Here is a 17,712-nt window from a genome sequence, read left to right on the forward strand (position 1 = left end):
CCTCAAACAGTGGGAGCTTAGTGACTCACTTGCAAAGATCGATTATTGTTCTTATAAATCCGGCCCTCCTTCATCACAAAATGAATCTGCCCCATGGCATTGATGTCTTTCAGAGGGTTGTCCTTTGTGGCGACAATATCGGCTATTTTTTTACTCTCGATAGAGCCCAAGCTGTCTTCTTGTTTGAGAAGCTTTGCAGCATGGATCGTTGCTGATTGAATAGCCTCCATGGGGCTCATACCCCCTTTCACCATCAGTCCGAATTCCTGCCAGTTGTCACCATGGGAGGATACGCCGCTGTCGGTGCCATATGCGATTTTAACGCCGAAGTGATAGGCCTTACTAAAGGTAGTGAGGATCAGAGGTCCGATCTGTGCGGCCTTGGGTCGTACCAGATCAGGAAAGAAGCCTGATATTTTGGATTTTTCAGCAACCCAATGTCCGGCGAGTATGGTTGGGACATAGTAAGTCCCCTTTTGCTTCATGAGCTTCATGATCTCCTGATCCATGTAGGTGCCATGTTCTATGGAATCGACTCCAGCAAGAATCGCTCGCTTCATTCCCTCTTTACCGTGAGCGTGCACTGCCACTGTAAAGCCATAGTCTTGTGCAGTTTTCACGATGGCATCCAGTTCATCTTTTTGAAACTGAGGGTTCTGACCACTTTTAGCAACGCTAAGCACTCCTCCAGTTGCTGTAATCTTGATGAGATCAGCTCCCTCCTTATAGCGTTGGCGCACCGCTTTGCGGGCTTCCGTTGCGCTATTGATCACCCCGCGAGCTGCTCCGAGGTCGTGCATATCAGTCAAGCGATTGCCGTTGCTTGGGTCTGCATGTCCACCTGTTGTTGCGATGCTCTTCGTTGCTGTGAAAATACGAGGTCCTGGGTACAGGCCCTTGTTGATAGCTTCCCGAACTGCCACAGTTATATTTCCAGTGTCTCCCAGATCGCGGATTGTCGTGAAGCCGGCCATCAAGGTTTTTTCTGAGTTTTTAAGGGCCATGATCGTGTAGTCAGCGGGATTTAGCGTGTACTTTTCTAGGTAGGTCTTTGGCCCGAACTCAAAGGATACATGAGTATGCATGTCCATCAAGCCCGGCAAAATGTAGGAATCGCGAAGGTCGATCAGTTGCTCCCCTGAGGCTGGGCTTTGGTAGCCAGACTGAACCTTAGTAATACGAGACCCTTCGATATGAATCGAAACTCGCTCCCTTGCCTGATTCGAAACGCCATCGATCAGGTGGCCAGCATGTATGATTTGCCGTTGGTTTCCCAAGCCAACACTGCTACATATAAGTAGGGTGATTGTAACCACAAGCTTCATATTGAACTCCGTTGGTGTGTAAGTTTTTCTGAACTTATGACAGCTTGGCAACGGAGGCAATAGATCGGCGAACTTTTCTGCTAGTCCCGAGGTTTTTCGCGATTCGGGTGGCCAATAATGCCTCGGGGTCTACGGCTTTTGAAGTGCTCGATACTAGCTTTTTGCGTTCGCTTGAGCTGCATCAGAAACACTTCGTCTCGCCAGACATCTGGTAGAAGGCGAGCTAACTTTCTCAAGTTCACAGGCAATGCGGCTACCAAGGCCAAGGTTATTTCTTTCTTGTCGCGATGGCTCAGATCAAAACTTTCCATAACATAGATAAAAAATTGAGTCGGTGTGACGAAAATGAGTTTTTGATGCTTAGTTTCGATGTTAGCCAGAGGCGGGCTTGCCAATGATCGTGGTGGTCGACTAATCTCAAGTTCCCATTGGCGCCAGCGATAGAAGCGATTGCGAAATCGGATGGCTCCAAGTTCTGTGAGAGCTTGATCCAATTGCATGCGGGCCTTCGGTGAAATGACTTCGTAGTCCGAGGCTTCGAACTCGATATCATCAAATAATGCGATGAGCGGTACATGAGGGGATTGGTGGAGTAAAATTTTTTGTGAGCAAAGCAAATCTATCAATTCCTGGCGCTCTGCCAACGAGCTTGTGGACAAACGTCTATCCAGCAGGTCACTAGGCAGGGGTGGAACACTCCATTGGTTTCTCAGCCGAAGTTCCGTACTTTCATCGGAATGAGTCTGCTTATACGAACCAACTAAAAAGCTTTGACCGCGAGTTTTCACTAGCCATGAGGTTTCGCCCTCGTCATCTGTTTGGGTGGTTACATGAAATCCGTGTTGGAAAGTTTCATCTAATGATAGCCAGGGCACTGACCAGGGACCCGCATGACTTGTAAAAATAAACCGGCAGCCGAATGTTCGGAATATTTCCTCGGCTGCGCTGCTTAGGTGATGACTCGTTCGGAATGGAAATACTTGTTTCACCCCGCCGCGATCAATGAAAAACTGGCGGAAGCTCCCTGGGCGAGGTGGGAGGCCGATGAGTGTATTGCCGTGGACTCCAATAAACAAGTAGCAGATGGAATAGTGACCCTCAGACTCTTGGGCGATAGCGCTCAAGTGTTCGTTGATTTTGATCGTCAGACCTTGATTCTGGCCTCTTATGCGATCCCAAAGTTCTTTTATCATCCCCGCCTCCTGCTTTTCGTTATCGGCTGCTTCCTCAGTCTAGTCGATCATCGGAGCGCTGGCGCAACTTTTTTCGTGGCATGAGAATTGATTTTAGGGAGGTTGAACCTAGGGACTGTTGACGTTTGGAACACAAGCATCTGATATGCCTTGATAAACGCAATCCGTTGGCGCTCGCCGTCACCATATTGCCAACATGTCTCTTCCTCGCTTATAGGCCTATCTTCATCCAGCAGCCTGCTTTTGCGGCGGGCTGATTGAAACCTATAATTTATCTTAACTTGGGTCTATTTTCTTGCGACGACTAAGGATCTATGGGAGGACTAAGCTAACGATCTTATTTTCCTAGGGCTTTGGATATGAAAATCGCCATCGTCGAGCGCAACAGTGATATGCTTGATATTTATCGTGAGTTATTCCTCGATTTACCGGTAAGAACAGATTCATTCCAAGTTTTAGATCCTAGTAAAATCGTAGGTGGCGCTTACGATTTATTGGTTTCGCACTTGGGTCTGCCTTATAAGAGCAATCTGGATAGAATTCAGCGGATTCGACACGCAGCTCCCCATCTACCAATCGTCATGATTTCTGGCTGTATTGAATATAGCGTGGACGAAATGATGAAACGAGGTGTCAGTCGAGTATTCTACAAACCAAAAGATCTGCTCGATGCAATGGCCTGGATTCATCAGATGGTGATGCGGGATCAGGTGGTGAACCACCCGACAATGGTGGCCACATCATTTTGAAAGGGATAACGTCTTCTTTTCGAGGCTTTAGTGTGGCGGTTGTTGGACGATCTCATCGATAAGGGCTTTTAGGTAGCCAGGCATAACTGTATAGTTTAGTGTCGACATGTAAATAGGCGACTTATCGTGTTTTGGCAACTCGACTACATTGAGGTCAGGCTCGAAGCGCAGCATGTGATCGGGCAATACAGCAATCCCTAAGCCTTCTTTGACGAATCGAAGCATGGACGTTATGGAATTTACTTCAATGATTCGCCGCGAATGCTTCTTGCTAATTTTCAGGATTAAATCTTCCTGGTTGTAGATGATCCAGCGTTCTTCGTGCAGCTTCTCCATATCAATCGGTTTCGCAGAGGCAATCTTACGAGACTCCTCGAAGATGAGCCGAGAGGTCATAATATCATTTTGTACGTTAAACGGCGTGAAGATGATATCGTACTTGCCTTGACTTAGTCGGTCCTGGAGTTTTTGGAAATTGGCAATTGAGATCTTCACATTATTGTCGAACTTTTGATAGTAGCTCAGTAAGACGTCGGGAAACCAGTTTTCAAGAAGGCCATGAATGATGCCGACCCGAATCTCTTTCTGATGGTCTTCTTCAAGGGCTTCGTCGATCTGATTCACAAACCCTAAAGCAATTTCAAAGATTTCTTTACCCTTAGGGGTCAGGGTGATTTGCTTGGAAGACCTCAGGATCAACTCATCGTTGATGCTCTCTTCGAGTAGTTTGATCTGGCGGCTAACAGCGGATTGAGCAATGTTGAGTTCTTCGGCAGCCTTGGAGAAGCTTCCGTGTTTGGCGGTGGCGATGAATGCCTTCAAATATCTAAAATCCATAAGAAATCCTCTACTTGTACAGAATTCATTATGTCAAAATTTCAAAAAAAAGCTAGAGCCTAGTCTAGGATATCTAAAAATCTGATAGTAAATATGAAAAAATTGAATTGGATTAGAGACTTAGTGAGCTGCTAGGTATAGCAACCTATAGGGGATAAGCCTTCATGTGTTTAGATTTCTAAATAGATTGATGGCAGATTGGTTAGGGAAATGCCTTGCTTTTAAGCGAGGCATTTTATTTTTCGTACCAATCGAGAGTTCAACATTCAATACACACCTTAATCTATGTCGACTGTGACATGCTCACCAATACTCGTGACATTTTCAATCCGGATCTGGCGGACTTCACCGTCGCGGAAGCGGTACTGAGCTTTTAGAGTTTGAAACTGAGGATTGAACTCCAAGGTGCAAAGACTTTGCTCTTTGATTTCTGGATAAGAGCGTATGGCGCGTATAACGAGTGTTTCACCTTGTTGCTGAGGTGACAGTTCAACATTCACATCTCGGGCCTGACACGGATTCGCACCCACCATAACCTGAGCTTTGAATTCATAGGCTTTGTAGTCTGGGTTGATACCAGCATTGACTGGCTCAACGCTAGCTCTTCTGATAACAGAGTCTGCCGTCTTGATTTCAGATGCAACAATCTCGATATCTTCCGCTTGGGTAAAGCGAAGGTAGAATCCTGCACCTCTTAGGTGGTCTGGGATAGTAAAAATTTGCCTGGTTCGCATCAGACGTTCGCAAACATAGTCTGTGTCAGTCACATCACGAATGGTTGCAGCACAGGTGGCTGGTATTTCGCCGTTGCAAGAATTGATATCCATTGCAAACTGTCTTGGTTGGCATCCGCCTGCATGAGAAAACTCGACCTCTACCTGATGATTGCTTTGGTAGCTTGCTTCGTGAACGTAGATCGATGAAGTTTGTTGTACTGGGGCCGCTTGGAACACGGTACCTAAAATAAGTGCATTTAAAATTGTCATTGGGTATTCCCTCACCAAAAGTTATGCATTGTTTCTAACAGCGAAATTTCTAGAGAGGAAGGCTTGGCCAGCCAGTCTAGAAAAGTAAATGAAGCCAAAACCAAGAATTTACATTGCTCCCTTCCTCAAAAAAATTTTTGATAAAACATTCCCTGTGGATTCGTAAAGACTTGAACACTATCGCAGTTCTATTCTATGAGTGGGGTTGAGTTACTCTAAGAAATAATTAAGAGACACAGCCTATGACAAAAGTTGCATTTATCACTGGTGCATCCACGGGGATCGGTCATGAACTCTGCCTACAGTTGGCCGATCGTGGCTACGATATTGGAATGGTGGCACGACGGGAGGATCTACTCAAAGAGCTCGCGGCCAAGGTAGAGGCCAAGGGGCGTCGTGCCGTGGCCTGTCCGTGCGATGTGGTGAATCGAGACCAAGTGCAGGACGCTGTTCGGCAAGTGAGCCGGGAGCTGGGGCAGATCGATTTGTTGGTGGCCAATGCTGGAATCGGTGTCGACCAGCCCATACAAAGCTTCGACCCAGAGCTAGCCAAAAAGATCTATGAAGTGAATGTCATCGGGTTGATGGAAACTATCGCTGCTGTGCTCCCTGATATGGTAGCCCGTCGCCAGGGGCATATCGTTGGGGTCGCGAGTCTTGCGTCATACATAAGTTTTCCTAAGACATATGTATACTGCGCTAGCAAGCATGCGGTTCGGGCTCATTTGGATGGGCTCCGTTTGGAAGCCCATAGCTTTGGTATCAAAGTTACCACTATTTGCCCTGGGTTTATCAAAACCCCTCTCACCGCAAAGAACAAGTTCAAGATGCCGTTTCTAATGGAGGTCGATGATGCTGTGAGATTGATGATTGACGGTATTGAAAGTGGCAAGAAGGTGATTAACTTTCCTCGTCGGCTTTACTATCTGATCAGAATTGCGAATCTGCTTCCAGAAGCTTTAAAGCGTAGGGTATTGAGCAACTAGATACCCAGAGACTGAACCCCTGGGTGAATCGTTAAGGCTAGAGCAATGCGCCGATGCTTAGGATGGCGACACCTACTGTGGTACCCTTGGCTACGTCATTCTCTGCGAAGTTCTGAAGATCATCTAGTTGGTTCTGTAGTTCTGATGCAGCAGCAGGAATATTGGTCGTGGTGCTAGTGCTTGCAGAGCCCGAAGCAGCAGCATGAACCGCCGCCAAATCGAAACCGATATAGAAGACCCCGAATCGGCCCATGGTGCCGAAGCCAGCTTTCGTTATAGTACTCTTCGTCTCGATGGTGCCGTTAGCTTCCGCACCAAGGCTGGAATCACGAAGGCTGTAGGCGAAGTCTACAGTTCGCTGTCCGACTCCTGCAAAGAAGTTCATGCCGAAGATTAGGAAAAAGCGGGCATCGATGGTCATCAAGCTGACGTCAGCTTCAAGCTTCTCCACAGAGATGTCAGCTGATCCGACGTCTGCGATATCGGAAAAGTCTCCACTTCCAGCAGCATAGTGGGCTCCAACGGTGATTTGCCCCATATCGTAAAAGATATCAGCTCCCATTGTTGGAACTGGGAGAACTCCTAGTCCCGCATTCAGGCCCAGACCGATCGATGCGATCGCTGGATTGGCGCAGGCAAGCCCTACCAGCAGGCTGAGAGTCATCACTAGTCGTTTAATTGTAAGGTTCATAGTTCTCTATCCTTATCGACGATATATTCCTCAGTAAGGTTCGGACTTCAGGCCCAAAACTTGATTCTGTTTTTTGATGTAAATATTCACCGCCTAAAAAGTGGGTGAGCTTAGCCAAGATTTGAATCTCATTAAGAAAATGAATAAATGCAAAAACCCTGAAATAAAATATGTAAATTCTTACTCTTAGAATATATTTGAATGCCTAGGGGCAAGAAGACGCAAGAGGTTTTTAGCCTTAAGCAACCTTTTCTTTAGACTGCTGCGGACTGAGTTTAAGTGTAATCTTCACTTCGGTACCAGATAAATTAGGGTCCTCCCCATTGGGATTCGGGCCTATGGCCATAGTCCCCTCCATAAGACCGACGAAGCGGTGGACTTGCTGCAAGCCAAAGCCCGTGCCGTCCTCTCCTAGGGTACCTTTGTTAGATCGGATGTGCTGATCAAAACTTCGAATGGCCTCAAGTTTTTCGGGAGGGATACCCACTCCGCAATCAGCGATGGCGATCTCGATCTGATCTTGGTTCACTTTGATAGACCAGTCAATGGAGTCATCATAGCTTGAGTACTTAATCGCATTGGAGATGATATTAGAAAACACGCAATAGGTAAGGGCTGTTGTATCTGCTCTAACCTTAGTATCCTTAAACTGCTCCTCATCATGAACAGTCCAACGAAGGCCTTTCGCTCTTAACTTGCCTTCGAAAATATCCATGGTTGCCTGAATACACTCCATGAGATCGATGTCTTCCAGCTTTAGCTCCTTTTTGTTGAGCCGAATGGCCTCTTGTTTGTTCACCATATCGATAATTTGGTCCATTCGCTGAGCTGATTGGTGAATCTTCTGCAACAGCTTCTTCGGGGGGACGCTGTTCTCTTCATGGACCAGCAAATCTAAGTACCCCATAACGGTTGTCAATGGGTTGCGTAAGTCGTGGCTAAAAACATGAACAAGAGAGGTGAGGGCTGCCGTCCGCTCCTTCTCTAAATTTACCAAAGCTTCCTTTTTCTCGGACTCCATCGATTGAATCAATAGATCTTCCTTTATCTGCTGGTGCTCTTTCTTTAAAATTTTATGTTGCTTGAGAAACACTAGAGTAAAACAGATAACATGAATACAACTTCCGATAAGTATTAAATTGGTGCTAAACCAGTATCGGGGAATTATGTTTTGAATCGTGAGGACGTATCCAGCAGTACCCACGATGATACTCAGCCAACCGATGGTGAGAAGACGGTGGCCGTTGACCCGGTGACTGAATGGCAATACAAATAGCAGTAGACCTATGATCATGAAGCTGGCAATAACCAGTCGGATGCCTTCGTTTAAACCAGGATTAGCCGTGAAAAGCGATATGATTCCAAGCACAAAAAAAACGGCCGTATAGGCCTCACACAGGTAATAAAGGAATTTTAAGTTGAGTTTCAGCCTTAGCAGGTGACTCAGCAATTTAGCAAGGCACATGATAGAGACAGCACCCATGAAGCCACTCAAGTTATAAGTTCCCCAAGTGAGAGCCGGGCCCTCGAAAAAGTAGCGAATGAGTCCTGAATTGGCAAATATCGTGACCATGAGGGTATGGATATATATGAGATAGTAGCTAAGGGTGGTTTGTCGTAAGCCGATCCACATGCCGCTCGATAGATATACGGTTACCAGGAGAATACCGATGGCAAGGCCAAGGGTCACCAACGATAGCACCCCCTCCTTCCACAGCAGCTCAATGGTGTGAAGATTTAATTCATAGAAATTATTCCAGTTCACGAGCTTAACAACATAGTTCGATGTCCCTGGCGGGATGGTCATTCGAATTGCAGGGCGATGGAACTTAAACTCTTTACCTGAAGGTTCGGCTTTGTCGCCAACAACCTTGAATAACTGAAATTCAACATTGAACACCGCAGATGAATTGAGAATCAGCGTTTGTGATACTTCAATTGGGTTCGTTAATTGGAATCGAAGCCATATAGCAGAATTACTTTGGCGAAGCTTGTAGGGACCAGCATGGGGTGGCTCAAATGTTCTCTTTAAAACGTCTTGTACATCCCAAGCCCGATCTGGATCCAACTGTTCTCTTTAAAACGTCTTGTACATCCCAAGCCCGATCTGGATCCAACAATACTTCCATTTGCTCAGATAGATTGATGGCGTAAGGAGTCTGCTCCGTAGGCAAGGTGATAGCCCAGCTAGAGCTGCTCCCGAAGACTAAGATTACCCATGAAAATGTTGTATACAGCATGCCGAGATGGTTTCGGCTCAATATGGCTTTCACAGATTGAAGGTCTTCCACCCTTTAGTGAAATCAAAAAGATACTGCTGTACTATAGATCGTCCAAGCTGTCTATAATCGTTAATCTTGGCTTTGAGGATTAATCATAGGATCGCCACTTTCCTCGCTATATCAGGGATCTGCCTTGGGCTCAGAAATTGTTAGTTGGTCTTACCAATCAAAATAGAGGTGCAAAATACCCAAGACATCTTTTAAGCTTCGCGCACCGCTTTCCGAGCGTTGCCAAAACTCCACTTGAATTCCTGGGATCGGATGAATGTCGACAAAAAGATTGTCCCGTTCACTTTGTATCGTATCATCTTCGTATTCTTCCTTCACAAAACCGAAGGTCACACCTCTGATTTGGGCAAAGGCAATGGTGTACTCAGTGATGGTAGACCCAGGATGGACAAATAGAGTGGTATCAGCCGGGGCTTCGGTTTTGGTATCAACCTTACGCCAGTTCCTTTCTGCATAGAGTATGGTCTTAAAGAAGTTAGCTCCGATACCAGCAGCCTTCATCTTGATTTTGTGATAGTCCGATTCGGTTTCCCAACCGCTGCCATTGAGGTGCCAACCAAATGAAACCCCTCGAACCCCACCGTGATAGCTGGTGCCTTTCTGGCGATTGGCTTCAATTTCGTAGGGATCACCTTCCATGATCGAATAGCGAAAGAACGGTACGTTAGGGGTCAGGCCAAACTCGAAGGAATCCGTTGTGGCAAACTGATCGAGTCCAATACGCTGCCGAATCCATAAGCTATGATTGGGACGTTTGATTCCGTACATGGGCGCACCCCGAGCATAGCGCAGATAGGTGGCGAGAGGCAGATTATCGACCATGACAGAATACTTTTCACGAAAGCGTCGATCGCCCTCGCTTACCACACGGAATAGGTTATCCTCAATGCGACCCAAGTATAGCGCGGTATAGGTAAGGTGAAGATAGCGGATTAAAGGGCGCAATCGAACAGTAAACTCTTGACCCATAGGGAAGGTGTGGCTTTCTCCGCCGTCTTTGCTCCATGACATAAACCGACCATCGTAGTGAAAATCTATAAAGCTTTGATCTTGCAGTGGATCGATGGGCTTTAAAAAGTGAACAAGTGACGACTGATCCTTGGCATAATAGGCTCCCCATTGATTGCGAGCGCCACCGCCTCCGGGATCGATGTGGCAACCTTGGCAATCTAGGGAGCAACGTCGATCGAGAAATGGCTTTTGGGAGCGGCCAGGATTATGACAACCACCACAATTCTCGGCTTCCCGAAGAGCGAGCAATGGCGTTGCGCGCAGGCTTTCGGCTAGTCCCACCCAACAGCTGATGATCAGCAGAAAAGTGGCTAGCGAGCGACTTGGAAATGGATAGACCTTCATGCTAAACTTCCCTTAGCTTATCAATTGCTGGGGTCACGAACATTATACTAGTATATCCCATCCTCTTCGCAATGTTGATTCTCGGTAGCCTTAGCGGGTGTAGCCTGGAATCTGAAGGCCTGCGCTCGATTCGCGCTCATAGCTACGGATTTCTAGGGATTGCTCATGCGGTTCCCATGAAAAAGGCTGAGCGTTACTGCCAGTACTGCCACGGTGAAAACCTGGTAGGTGGCGATCAAGGGGAACCATCTTGCTACCAATGCCACGGCCGTCGCTGGCGCGATGGAGACCCTTTCGAATCAGCGGCACCTGATGATCACACGGTGGTGAATGGCATTTATCGCCATCATCCAGACTTGGAAACTCCGCTCACCACCTGTGTCAATTGCCATGGCTCCAGTTTAGAGGGCAACGGCACCGATGATACCCCCAGTTGTTACCTGTGTCATGGGCAGCTATGGCCTTGAGCAAGGGGCCGTTGGTGTAAGCTGGCCCCAATCTTTCTAAGTTAGACTCTGCTTTTTTTCTTGAAGTCTTATCCACGTTTGCTAGGTTAGCCGCCTTAATATGAGGCCGAAGTGAGCGAACAAGACATCAAACATAAGATCACAGCCGTTTTTCATCAGCTATTTCAAGATTCTTATCAAACCACCCTGGTCGATCGTGGACATGAGCCTATCTACATTCCCAAGGCTAACGCTCAGGAACATCACCAAATTGTCTTCGCCCATGGGTTCTGGAACAGTGCCTTTCATGAGATTGCTCATTGGTGTGTAGCAGGGCCTGAACGTCGCTTACAAGAAGACTACGGCTATTGGTACCAGCCTGATGGCCGATCTCCCGAGCAACAAATGGCCTTTCAAAACGTTGAGATCAAGCCTCAAGCTCTTGAGTGGATTTTTACCAGCTGCGTCGATCGGGACTTCTACCTCAGTATTGATAATTTGAGTGGTGGAGGCAGCTACGACACATCCCAGTTTCGTCGCGATGTGCAGAGGCAAGCGCTGAGCTACATCGATCGAGGTCTACCAAAACGAGCTGCTCAATTCGCTCAGGGCCTTCAAAAGGCTTTTGCCAGCTCAGAAAGGTTCAATGCTTATTGGCAGCGGGTTCGAGACGAAAACATCTTGCCTTCGTAGTGTGTTTTAATGGCATAATGTGTTTTTTCGTATCATGGAAAGCAGGAATACCCGCGCCTTCTGGGAAAAAGTACGCTAGAATGTCAACTGTTTCTAGACTCTGACAATCAAAACCCGTGAATAATTTTCCGAATTTTGATAGAAAGAGCTGTTTCTAAAGCTGAGACTGGCGGCTGAAGGCACCAAGAAAGCGATTGAGACAAATCGTGGCATACTTTGAGCAATAAAAGGCAGATATAGATTTGGATGCGAACTCAGGCAAAACTAGCAGGAATCATGGACAAGAAAAACGAAAAAAACGATCTGGCTCAAGACCCTACCAAAGACGCTCCAAGAAAAAAAATAACCTAGCTGTCACCCTAAAAGGCAAGACTCGCCACCTCCATGCCAAGATCATGGAAGGCTCTTATATCGCGTTTGATATTGAAACCACCGGAGGCAACCCTGAGCGTAACGGTATCACCGAAATATTTGCCTTGCGCTATGATAATGGCAAGGTTGTCGATACTTTTTGTAGCATGGTGAATCCAAAAGTCCCTATCCCGCCCATTGTCAGGCGCATGACAGGAATCACCAATAAAATGGTGAAGGACGCGCCACTGATCGAAGACGTGATGCCGGGTTTTGTGGAGTTTATTGGTGACGATGTTCTTGTGAGCCACAACACCATTGGCGATATGAAGTTTATCCGTCACTTTTCTCAGCAGGTTCTTGGGGAGATGGTTAGCAACTACTATCTTTGTACCCACCTACTGGTGGAAAAGCTTGTTTCTGAAGCACCAGATAAATCTTTGAAAGGCCTGGCAGACTTTTTTCATCTACCGGCTGATGACAAGTTGCATCGGGCTAAGGCTGATGCCTTTCTTACTTTAGAGCTTTTTAAGAAGTTACAAGACAAACTAGTAGAAAAAGGTATCGATCGCATTATCGACGCCATTAGGTTCCAAGGAGATTACGAGTCTGGAACCCGACTAGGCTGGGGGGTTGATCCTGAAGTGCTGAAAGGGCTACCCGAAACAACTGGGATCTTCTATTTATATGACTATGCAGGACGGATCACCTTTCTGTCCTCTGCCCATAACATCGCCAAAGAGGTTCGAAAGCTGCAACGCTTCAGCTCCCTCCCAAAACAGCTTCTAAAGTCGGTTTTGGCGAGCACTGAGGTACGTTTTGCTGAAACATCCACTGCATTTGCTGCGGCTTTAGCAGAGGCTGAAGGCCTCAAAGAGAACGATCTGCGGTTCGATCCTGCCAACTGGCATCAAAGAACAGCGAATTTCCTCTTTGTGAAGCAGGAGGATGACTCCTATCGGGTGGGAACTGGACCTCTAAGCCATGATGTGGTCTTTGCACTGGGGCCGATTCGAGGGGGCAAGGAAGTAAGTATCCTTATGGATCATTTCTCGAACATCTTCGAGCAAAAGATAAGCAAAAAAGGTCTGAAATTAAGCCTTAAAGAGGGTGGTGTGCTTCTAGACTTTCTTGAAGGACGCCGGCGGCGAGAAGGGCTTGTGGATAGGGTATTATCCGCACTTCCCAGCTTTTTCGCCTCGAATAAAGCAGAGTCTCTTCGGGATCAGCTTAACAGTATTGATGTGCCGATGGAGCTTCATAAGCTCGATGCCTGTTCGGGAATCATCGCAGTCCCGCGAGGAGACGCTTGGCATGTGCACACCGTGGCAGCTGGAGTGCCTGATGAAGAATTGGTTTTGCATGGAGACTTGGTGCAAGCACTCACAGAAAGTCGGCTGAATGTGAAGCTATACAAGAAGATCAAGCGCTTGGTTCTTAAACGTCGCAAGCAAACTCAGGCCCTGCCATATGGAGAGGCCGTGTTAATCAATCGGATGTTTTGGTGGGCCTACTTTGGCAGTCGACACGAGGACGTGCGGGTTTATCAAGTGGACGAGCTGCCATCGCTACTCACGTCAGCGATTCCTAGCTAGCTAGGTGATAAACAGAATCATACGGGACTGTCTGGAAATGTCTCAGACAAGGTGGGAGCTACAAAAAACTGGAACTTGTAGGCCGATACTTGAGGGCTAACAGTCCCTAGGCAGATGCGTAGTCGATGCGATCTGAAATACTCTCAAAGGCCTGGTAGAACTCATCATAGGTAAAAGGCTTGGCTAGCATCTGATCTGGCCAAGCTCGTTGCTTACCGTCTTGAGATTCAAAGATATCCTTGCCGAGATCGCTCAAGCCTGTGAGACCAATGATCGGTAAGGCATACCCAAGCCGTCTGACTTCTGCAACAAATTCGAAGCCATCCATTTCAGGCATCCGAATGTCAGAAATCACAACTTGAATCTTACCGTGCTTTAAGCGAAGCAGTCCCTCTTCTGCGGACAATGCAGGGGTCACCGAAAAATTGTTTGCTGCAAGAACCTCTCTCACTAGGTCGACAATTTCAGGGTTGTCGTCGATAATAAGAGCTTTCAGTTGCATCACATACCTCGCAGGACAGGGCTTACCAATTCAGTTTTCCGAAAAACCTCCGTTCATTATCCCAAAAAAGCTGGGGGATGACAAAGGTAAAAGCTAGGTATAAGGTTCTCAGAGTCGGCTGCAAAGCTGCTTAGAGCTTGTTTGCGTTGGCTTGATAGGTAGAAATGTGAATGCCTTGGTATTTATGGCTGTTGGACCTTAAGAAAGTTTCCAATGGGATATCAATCACCGTATCTCGTGGTAGATCAGCATGCCTGAGAAAAAGTTTCTGGTCTTTGCGAACAGCGATTCCTAGGTGGCCGACGATAAGAGGACTTCCAATCTTCTCGATAAAACGGTCGGGGTTGCGACTCACAAAAACTAAAAGTGCACCCGTTGGAATCTTGGCTGCTAGGGGTTTTAGCTTTGCTCTGGCTTTCACCAAATTCACCGGATCGTTGCTACCGGGGAACAGCGCCACGGTTTCCCTGGTTTCATGATAAAGCTCGCTAATTGGAATAAATGCTAGCCTTGCCTGGGGAGTCTGAGGCAAGCCTGATTTTGTAAATGCCTCATGGTCGCGCTTTTCCTTAGTCTTTAAAAACCATTGCACCTTATCAATCCGCCGCGAAATTGTTTTTGCTTTCGGGAACAATTTGGCTGTTTCGTCTATAAGAACCTGCTTTTGCCATAGGTTCGGCAGCCAGTCGCTGGACATAAAGTGGCGGCGATAAGCCTCGGTCTCAGGCTTTTTAAAATAACGAAGTTGGTGAAGGTGATGGTAATAGTCTTGTTGGCCCCGGCTCATGACGCGACTTAATGTCGCTTCAACCAGGGTTTGGCAGTCGAACTGTGGCGCCTTGTCCAGTGGCCTTAGGAGAACTGATTGGTGAGAGCTGTAGGGTGCGCCTATGAAGGCCTCACTGGCTTGAACAAGGGCGATGCCAGCTGTGTTTGCACGAATGGGGTCATTGCCAAGACCGAGCTGAGCTAGAATCAGTAAGCAAAGACTTGCACTGTAGAACCGGGCTTCTTTCTCTGATTTTAACAGCATGATACGTCTCTCAGGGGGTGTTGAGCCACCCCCTGGATTTCCTATTGGCCCATGAAGGGGTAGCGGTAGTCGGTGATAGAAAGGAAGTTTTCCTTAACCGTGCGGAACGAAGCCCAGCGCAAAAGGTTCAGCATACTTCCCGCCTTGTCATTGGTGCCAGAAGCACGACCACCGCCGAAAGGCTGCTGACCCACCACCGCGCCGGTGGGCTTATCATTAATATAAAAGTTACCAGCTGCATGTACAAGAGTCTTAGCCATGTGATCGATGACATGACGATCTTTTGCAAAGATAGCGCCTGTTAGAGCATACTTGGTGCTGCTATCACAGATGGCTAAAGTTTCTTCAAATGCCTCATCTTCGTAGACGTAGATTGTGAGGACGGGGCCAAAGATTTCTTCAACCATTGATTTGTAATGAGGGTTGGATGCTTCGATAATCGTTGGTCTTATGAAATACCCTTTAGAATCATCATACTCACCGCCCACTACAATTTCCGCGTCCTTTGCCTGCTTCGCATGATCGATATAAGAGGCGATCTTGTCGAAGGATCGCTTATCTATCACGGCACTCATGAAGTTGTGGAAATCTTCCACATCGCCCATTTTTATTGATTTTACAGTTTCTACAAGGGCAGGCTTAAGCTTCGACCATAAGCTTTTGGGAACATAGGCTCGTGATGCTGCAGAACACTTTTGACCTTGAAATTCGAAAGCTCCTCGAACAAGAGCGGTGCAAAGCTCCTGAGCATCGGCACTACTATGGGCAAAAACAAAGTCTTTGCCACCAGTCTCCCCGACGATCCTGGGATAATAGCGGTAGTTGTTGATGTTCTTGCCAACCTCTTGCCAGAGGTGATTGAATGTGGCAGTGGAGCCGGTAAAATGGATGCCCGACAATTCAGGGTGAGGCAAGAGCACAGAGCTAAGCTCCTGCGGGTCGCCAGAGATCATATTGATCACACCCTTGGGGAGTCCCGCTTCTTCCAAAATGCGCAGCCCCAGATAAGCACCGTGCATGCTGGTGGGGGCGGGCTTCCAGATCACAGCACATCCCATCAAGGCTGGTGCTGCTGGCAGGTTGACCGCAATGGACGTAAAGTTGAACGGCGTGATGGCGTAGACAAAGCCTTCAAGGCCTCGGATTTCGCTTCGATTCCACATACCAAAGGCAGAGCCAGGTTGTTCGCTATATATCTGCTCGGCGTAATGAACATTAAATCTGAAGAAGTCGATCAGCTCACAGGCAGCATCGATTTCCGCCTGGTGAACAGTTTTCGACTGGCCCAGCATCGTCGCTGCATTCATCTCAGCTCGATACTTGGTTGCGAGAAGGTCCGCAGCTTTTAAGAAGACAGCTGCTCGTGCTTCCCAGGGAAGTGCGGCCCATTCCTTGCGAGCTTTCAGAGCTGCGTCGATTGCAGACTTAGCATGATCTGCGGTTCCTTGGCTTACCTCTGCGATCACCTGCTGGTGATCGTGAGGGCAAACCACCTTATCTTTTGTGTCTGTAAATATTTTGTCACCATCGATGACCATCGGAATCTGGGTGATTTCAGATTTTTGGCGTTTCAGTTCTTGGATCACTGCCTCTCGCTCAGAAGTGCCTGGGCTGTAGGCTAAAACCGGCTCATTGCTTGGTTTGGGAGTGATTGATCTTGCGTTTGACATACAGTGGACCCTCTTTAAACAGATTTGATGTTCAGGCCTACCATAATAGGCATCAGTCCTGAAAAGGCAAGCTACATAGTCCCCTGAAGATAAACGTAACTATGCTAAAATAGCAGCCTTGCACAGTGGGTTGGAGGAGAGACAAAGGCCTAAGCTTCTGACTGTCTCGAAGCGAGCAAGAGTATGAAACTGTGCTTGAAGTATGTGTAGGGATGAGTTTGTGCGAGTCGACGGTTTTTGAGAAAAGGAAGAAAAAAACCCAGTCCAGCAAGGACTGGGTTGAAAAAGCCTGTGGTGGCTTTCTCGCATCTACAGGGTTAGCTGCCGAAGTAGGACTTGAGGCCTGCGGAATCAGTAGTCATTCCTTTTTGGCCTTCTTCCCAGTTCGCGGGGCAAACTTCGCCGTGCTCTTCGTGGAATGCAAGGGCATCTACGAGGCGGAGAAATTCGTCAATGTTACGGCCAAGAGGCAGATCATTGATGGTTTGCTGCCGTACAAGCCCCTGAGAGTCGATGAGGAACGCACCGCGAAGTGCAACTCCGTCTTCGTGAAGTACATCGAAATCCCTTGAAATGGTCTTATGGATATCTGAAATCACAGGGTATGTAACTCCTTCGATCCCACCATCTTCTTTAGGAGTATTGAGCCATGCTAGGTGGCTGAACTCGCTATCGATAGATACTGCGAGAACCTCAGTGTTCTTAGAACGGAAGTCTTCTAGCTTCTCTTGGAAAGCATGCAACTCAGTTGGGCAAACGAAGGTGAAATCCAGTGGGTAAAAGAAGAGAAGAACGTTCTTTCCTCGGTAGTCAGAAAGACTGATCTCTTTGAACTCTTTATTGACAACGGCTTTAGCTGTGAAATCTGGAGCAGGTTTGTTAACAAGAACTCCCATGATATTCTCCTTTCGGGGTCAAAAACGCAGCGTTATTCGCACTAGTTAATAGAGGTTGATCGAATCACATGTCCTAGGTCTTGTCAAGGTGATACAGAAAGGCGGGAACCTT

The 17,712-nt window shown here is 47.3% G+C and carries 16 protein-coding genes; 5 read left to right on the forward strand and 11 right to left on the reverse strand.

The window, feature by feature from the left end; all coding sequences use genetic code 11:
• Nucleotides 1-17: 17 nt before the first annotated feature.
• Both B9N89_RS06490 and B9N89_RS06495 read right to left on the reverse strand, forming a co-directional pair.
• Nucleotides 18-1,325 (reverse strand): metal-dependent hydrolase family protein, encoded by a 1,308-nt coding sequence (locus B9N89_RS06490; protein ID WP_132316937.1) that lies wholly within the window; start codon nt 1,323-1,325, stop codon nt 18-20.
• An 80-nt stretch (nt 1,326-1,405) separates the two neighbouring features.
• The gene (locus B9N89_RS06495) at nt 1,406-2,518 is read right to left on the reverse strand and encodes a hypothetical protein (protein ID WP_132316935.1); all 1,113 of its coding nucleotides are present in this window, start codon (nt 2,516-2,518) and stop codon (nt 1,406-1,408) included.
• 359 nt (nt 2,519-2,877) lie between these two features.
• On the opposite strand from B9N89_RS06495, the gene B9N89_RS06500 reads away from it, so the two are divergent.
• Complete coding sequence (locus B9N89_RS06500) at nt 2,878-3,267, forward strand: response regulator (protein ID WP_132316933.1); 390 nt, start codon at nt 2,878-2,880, stop codon at nt 3,265-3,267.
• A gap of 27 nt (nt 3,268-3,294) precedes the next feature.
• On the opposite strand, the gene B9N89_RS06505 is transcribed toward B9N89_RS06500, so the two are convergent.
• Nucleotides 3,295-4,104, reverse strand: a complete 810-nt coding sequence (locus tag B9N89_RS06505) for a LysR family transcriptional regulator (RefSeq protein ID WP_132316931.1) — start codon at nt 4,102-4,104, stop codon at nt 3,295-3,297.
• Between the two features lie 278 nt (nt 4,105-4,382).
• Nucleotides 4,383-5,090, reverse strand: coding sequence for a hypothetical protein (locus tag B9N89_RS06510; RefSeq protein WP_132316929.1), 708 nt, complete (start codon nt 5,088-5,090; stop codon nt 4,383-4,385).
• A gap of 242 nt (nt 5,091-5,332) precedes the next feature.
• On the opposite strand from B9N89_RS06510, the gene B9N89_RS06515 reads away from it, so the two are divergent.
• Nucleotides 5,333-6,076: an SDR family NAD(P)-dependent oxidoreductase gene (locus tag B9N89_RS06515; protein ID WP_132316927.1), complete on the forward strand. Its 744-nt coding sequence runs from the start codon at nt 5,333-5,335 to the stop codon at nt 6,074-6,076.
• A gap of 37 nt (nt 6,077-6,113) precedes the next feature.
• On the opposite strand, the gene B9N89_RS06520 is transcribed toward B9N89_RS06515, so the two are convergent.
• The 3 genes from B9N89_RS06520 to B9N89_RS06530 form a co-directional block, all read right to left on the reverse strand.
• Complete coding sequence (locus tag B9N89_RS06520; RefSeq protein ID WP_132316925.1) at nt 6,114-6,767, reverse strand: hypothetical protein; 654 nt, start codon at nt 6,765-6,767, stop codon at nt 6,114-6,116.
• 238 nt (nt 6,768-7,005) lie between these two features.
• Nucleotides 7,006-8,835: a sensor histidine kinase gene (locus tag B9N89_RS06525; protein ID WP_132316923.1), complete on the reverse strand. Its 1,830-nt coding sequence runs from the start codon at nt 8,833-8,835 to the stop codon at nt 7,006-7,008.
• A gap of 373 nt (nt 8,836-9,208) precedes the next feature.
• Nucleotides 9,209-10,414, reverse strand: coding sequence for a hypothetical protein (locus B9N89_RS06530; protein WP_132316921.1), 1,206 nt, complete (start codon nt 10,412-10,414; stop codon nt 9,209-9,211).
• A 71-nt stretch (nt 10,415-10,485) separates the two neighbouring features.
• Here B9N89_RS06530 and B9N89_RS06535 point away from each other — a divergent pair, with 71 nt between their 5' ends.
• The 3 genes from B9N89_RS06535 (at nt 10,486) to B9N89_RS06545 (ending at nt 13,499) form a co-directional block, all read left to right on the forward strand.
• Nucleotides 10,486-10,881: a hypothetical protein gene (locus B9N89_RS06535; protein ID WP_132316919.1), complete on the forward strand. Its 396-nt coding sequence runs from the start codon at nt 10,486-10,488 to the stop codon at nt 10,879-10,881.
• Between the two features lie 111 nt (nt 10,882-10,992).
• Nucleotides 10,993-11,553 (forward strand): elongation factor P hydroxylase, encoded by a 561-nt coding sequence (locus tag B9N89_RS06540; protein ID WP_132316917.1) that lies wholly within the window; start codon nt 10,993-10,995, stop codon nt 11,551-11,553.
• 242 nt (nt 11,554-11,795) lie between these two features.
• Nucleotides 11,796-13,499, forward strand: coding sequence for a 3'-5' exonuclease (locus tag B9N89_RS06545; RefSeq protein WP_132316915.1), 1,704 nt, complete (start codon nt 11,796-11,798; stop codon nt 13,497-13,499).
• Between the two features lie 106 nt (nt 13,500-13,605).
• On the opposite strand, the gene B9N89_RS06550 is transcribed toward B9N89_RS06545, so the two are convergent.
• The 4 genes from B9N89_RS06550 to B9N89_RS06565 form a co-directional block, all read right to left on the reverse strand.
• On the reverse strand, nt 13,606-14,001 hold the full coding sequence (locus tag B9N89_RS06550; RefSeq protein WP_132316913.1) for a response regulator: 396 nt from the start codon (nt 13,999-14,001) through the stop codon (nt 13,606-13,608).
• Between the two features lie 130 nt (nt 14,002-14,131).
• Nucleotides 14,132-15,034 (reverse strand): N-acetylmuramoyl-L-alanine amidase-like domain-containing protein, encoded by a 903-nt coding sequence (locus B9N89_RS06555; RefSeq protein WP_132316911.1) that lies wholly within the window; start codon nt 15,032-15,034, stop codon nt 14,132-14,134.
• A 41-nt stretch (nt 15,035-15,075) separates the two neighbouring features.
• Nucleotides 15,076-16,704, reverse strand: coding sequence for an L-glutamate gamma-semialdehyde dehydrogenase (gene pruA, locus B9N89_RS06560; protein WP_132316909.1), 1,629 nt, complete (start codon nt 16,702-16,704; stop codon nt 15,076-15,078).
• 317 nt (nt 16,705-17,021) lie between these two features.
• A complete protein-coding gene (locus tag B9N89_RS06565; RefSeq protein ID WP_132316907.1) occupies nt 17,022-17,600 on the reverse strand; it encodes a peroxiredoxin in 579 nt (192 codons plus the stop codon).
• Between the last annotated feature and the right edge of the window lie 112 nt (nt 17,601-17,712).

It is taken from the genome of Pseudobacteriovorax antillogorgiicola (assembly GCF_900177345.1).
GTDB classification, from domain to species: Bacteria; Bdellovibrionota_B; Oligoflexia; order Oligoflexales; family Oligoflexaceae; genus Pseudobacteriovorax; species Pseudobacteriovorax antillogorgiicola.

What these genes read in the sequence shown, in the direction of transcription:
- B9N89_RS06515 (WP_132316927.1), top strand. Translation starts at nt 5,333, where the DNA reads ATGACAAAAGTTGCATTTATCACTGGTGCATCCACGGGGATCGGTCAT.
- B9N89_RS06490 (WP_132316937.1), bottom strand. Translation starts at nt 1,325, where the DNA reads ATGAAGCTTGTGGTTACAATCACCCTACTTATATGTAGCAGTGTTGGC.
- B9N89_RS06500 (WP_132316933.1), top strand. Translation starts at nt 2,878, where the DNA reads ATGAAAATCGCCATCGTCGAGCGCAACAGTGATATGCTTGATATTTAT.
- B9N89_RS06505 (WP_132316931.1), bottom strand. Translation starts at nt 4,104, where the DNA reads ATGGATTTTAGATATTTGAAGGCATTCATCGCCACCGCCAAACACGGA.
- B9N89_RS06550 (WP_132316913.1), bottom strand. Translation starts at nt 14,001, where the DNA reads ATGCAACTGAAAGCTCTTATTATCGACGACAACCCTGAAATTGTCGAC.
- B9N89_RS06565 (WP_132316907.1), bottom strand. Translation starts at nt 17,600, where the DNA reads ATGGGAGTTCTTGTTAACAAACCTGCTCCAGATTTCACAGCTAAAGCC.
- B9N89_RS06535 (WP_132316919.1), top strand. Translation starts at nt 10,486, where the DNA reads ATGTTGATTCTCGGTAGCCTTAGCGGGTGTAGCCTGGAATCTGAAGGC.
- B9N89_RS06510 (WP_132316929.1), bottom strand. Translation starts at nt 5,090, where the DNA reads ATGACAATTTTAAATGCACTTATTTTAGGTACCGTGTTCCAAGCGGCC.
- B9N89_RS06555 (WP_132316911.1), bottom strand. Translation starts at nt 15,034, where the DNA reads ATGCTGTTAAAATCAGAGAAAGAAGCCCGGTTCTACAGTGCAAGTCTT.
- B9N89_RS06530 (WP_132316921.1), bottom strand. Translation starts at nt 10,414, where the DNA reads ATGAAGGTCTATCCATTTCCAAGTCGCTCGCTAGCCACTTTTCTGCTG.
- B9N89_RS06520 (WP_132316925.1), bottom strand. Translation starts at nt 6,767, where the DNA reads ATGAACCTTACAATTAAACGACTAGTGATGACTCTCAGCCTGCTGGTA.
- pruA (WP_132316909.1), bottom strand. Translation starts at nt 16,704, where the DNA reads ATGTCAAACGCAAGATCAATCACTCCCAAACCAAGCAATGAGCCGGTT.
- B9N89_RS06495 (WP_132316935.1), bottom strand. Translation starts at nt 2,518, where the DNA reads ATGATAAAAGAACTTTGGGATCGCATAAGAGGCCAGAATCAAGGTCTG.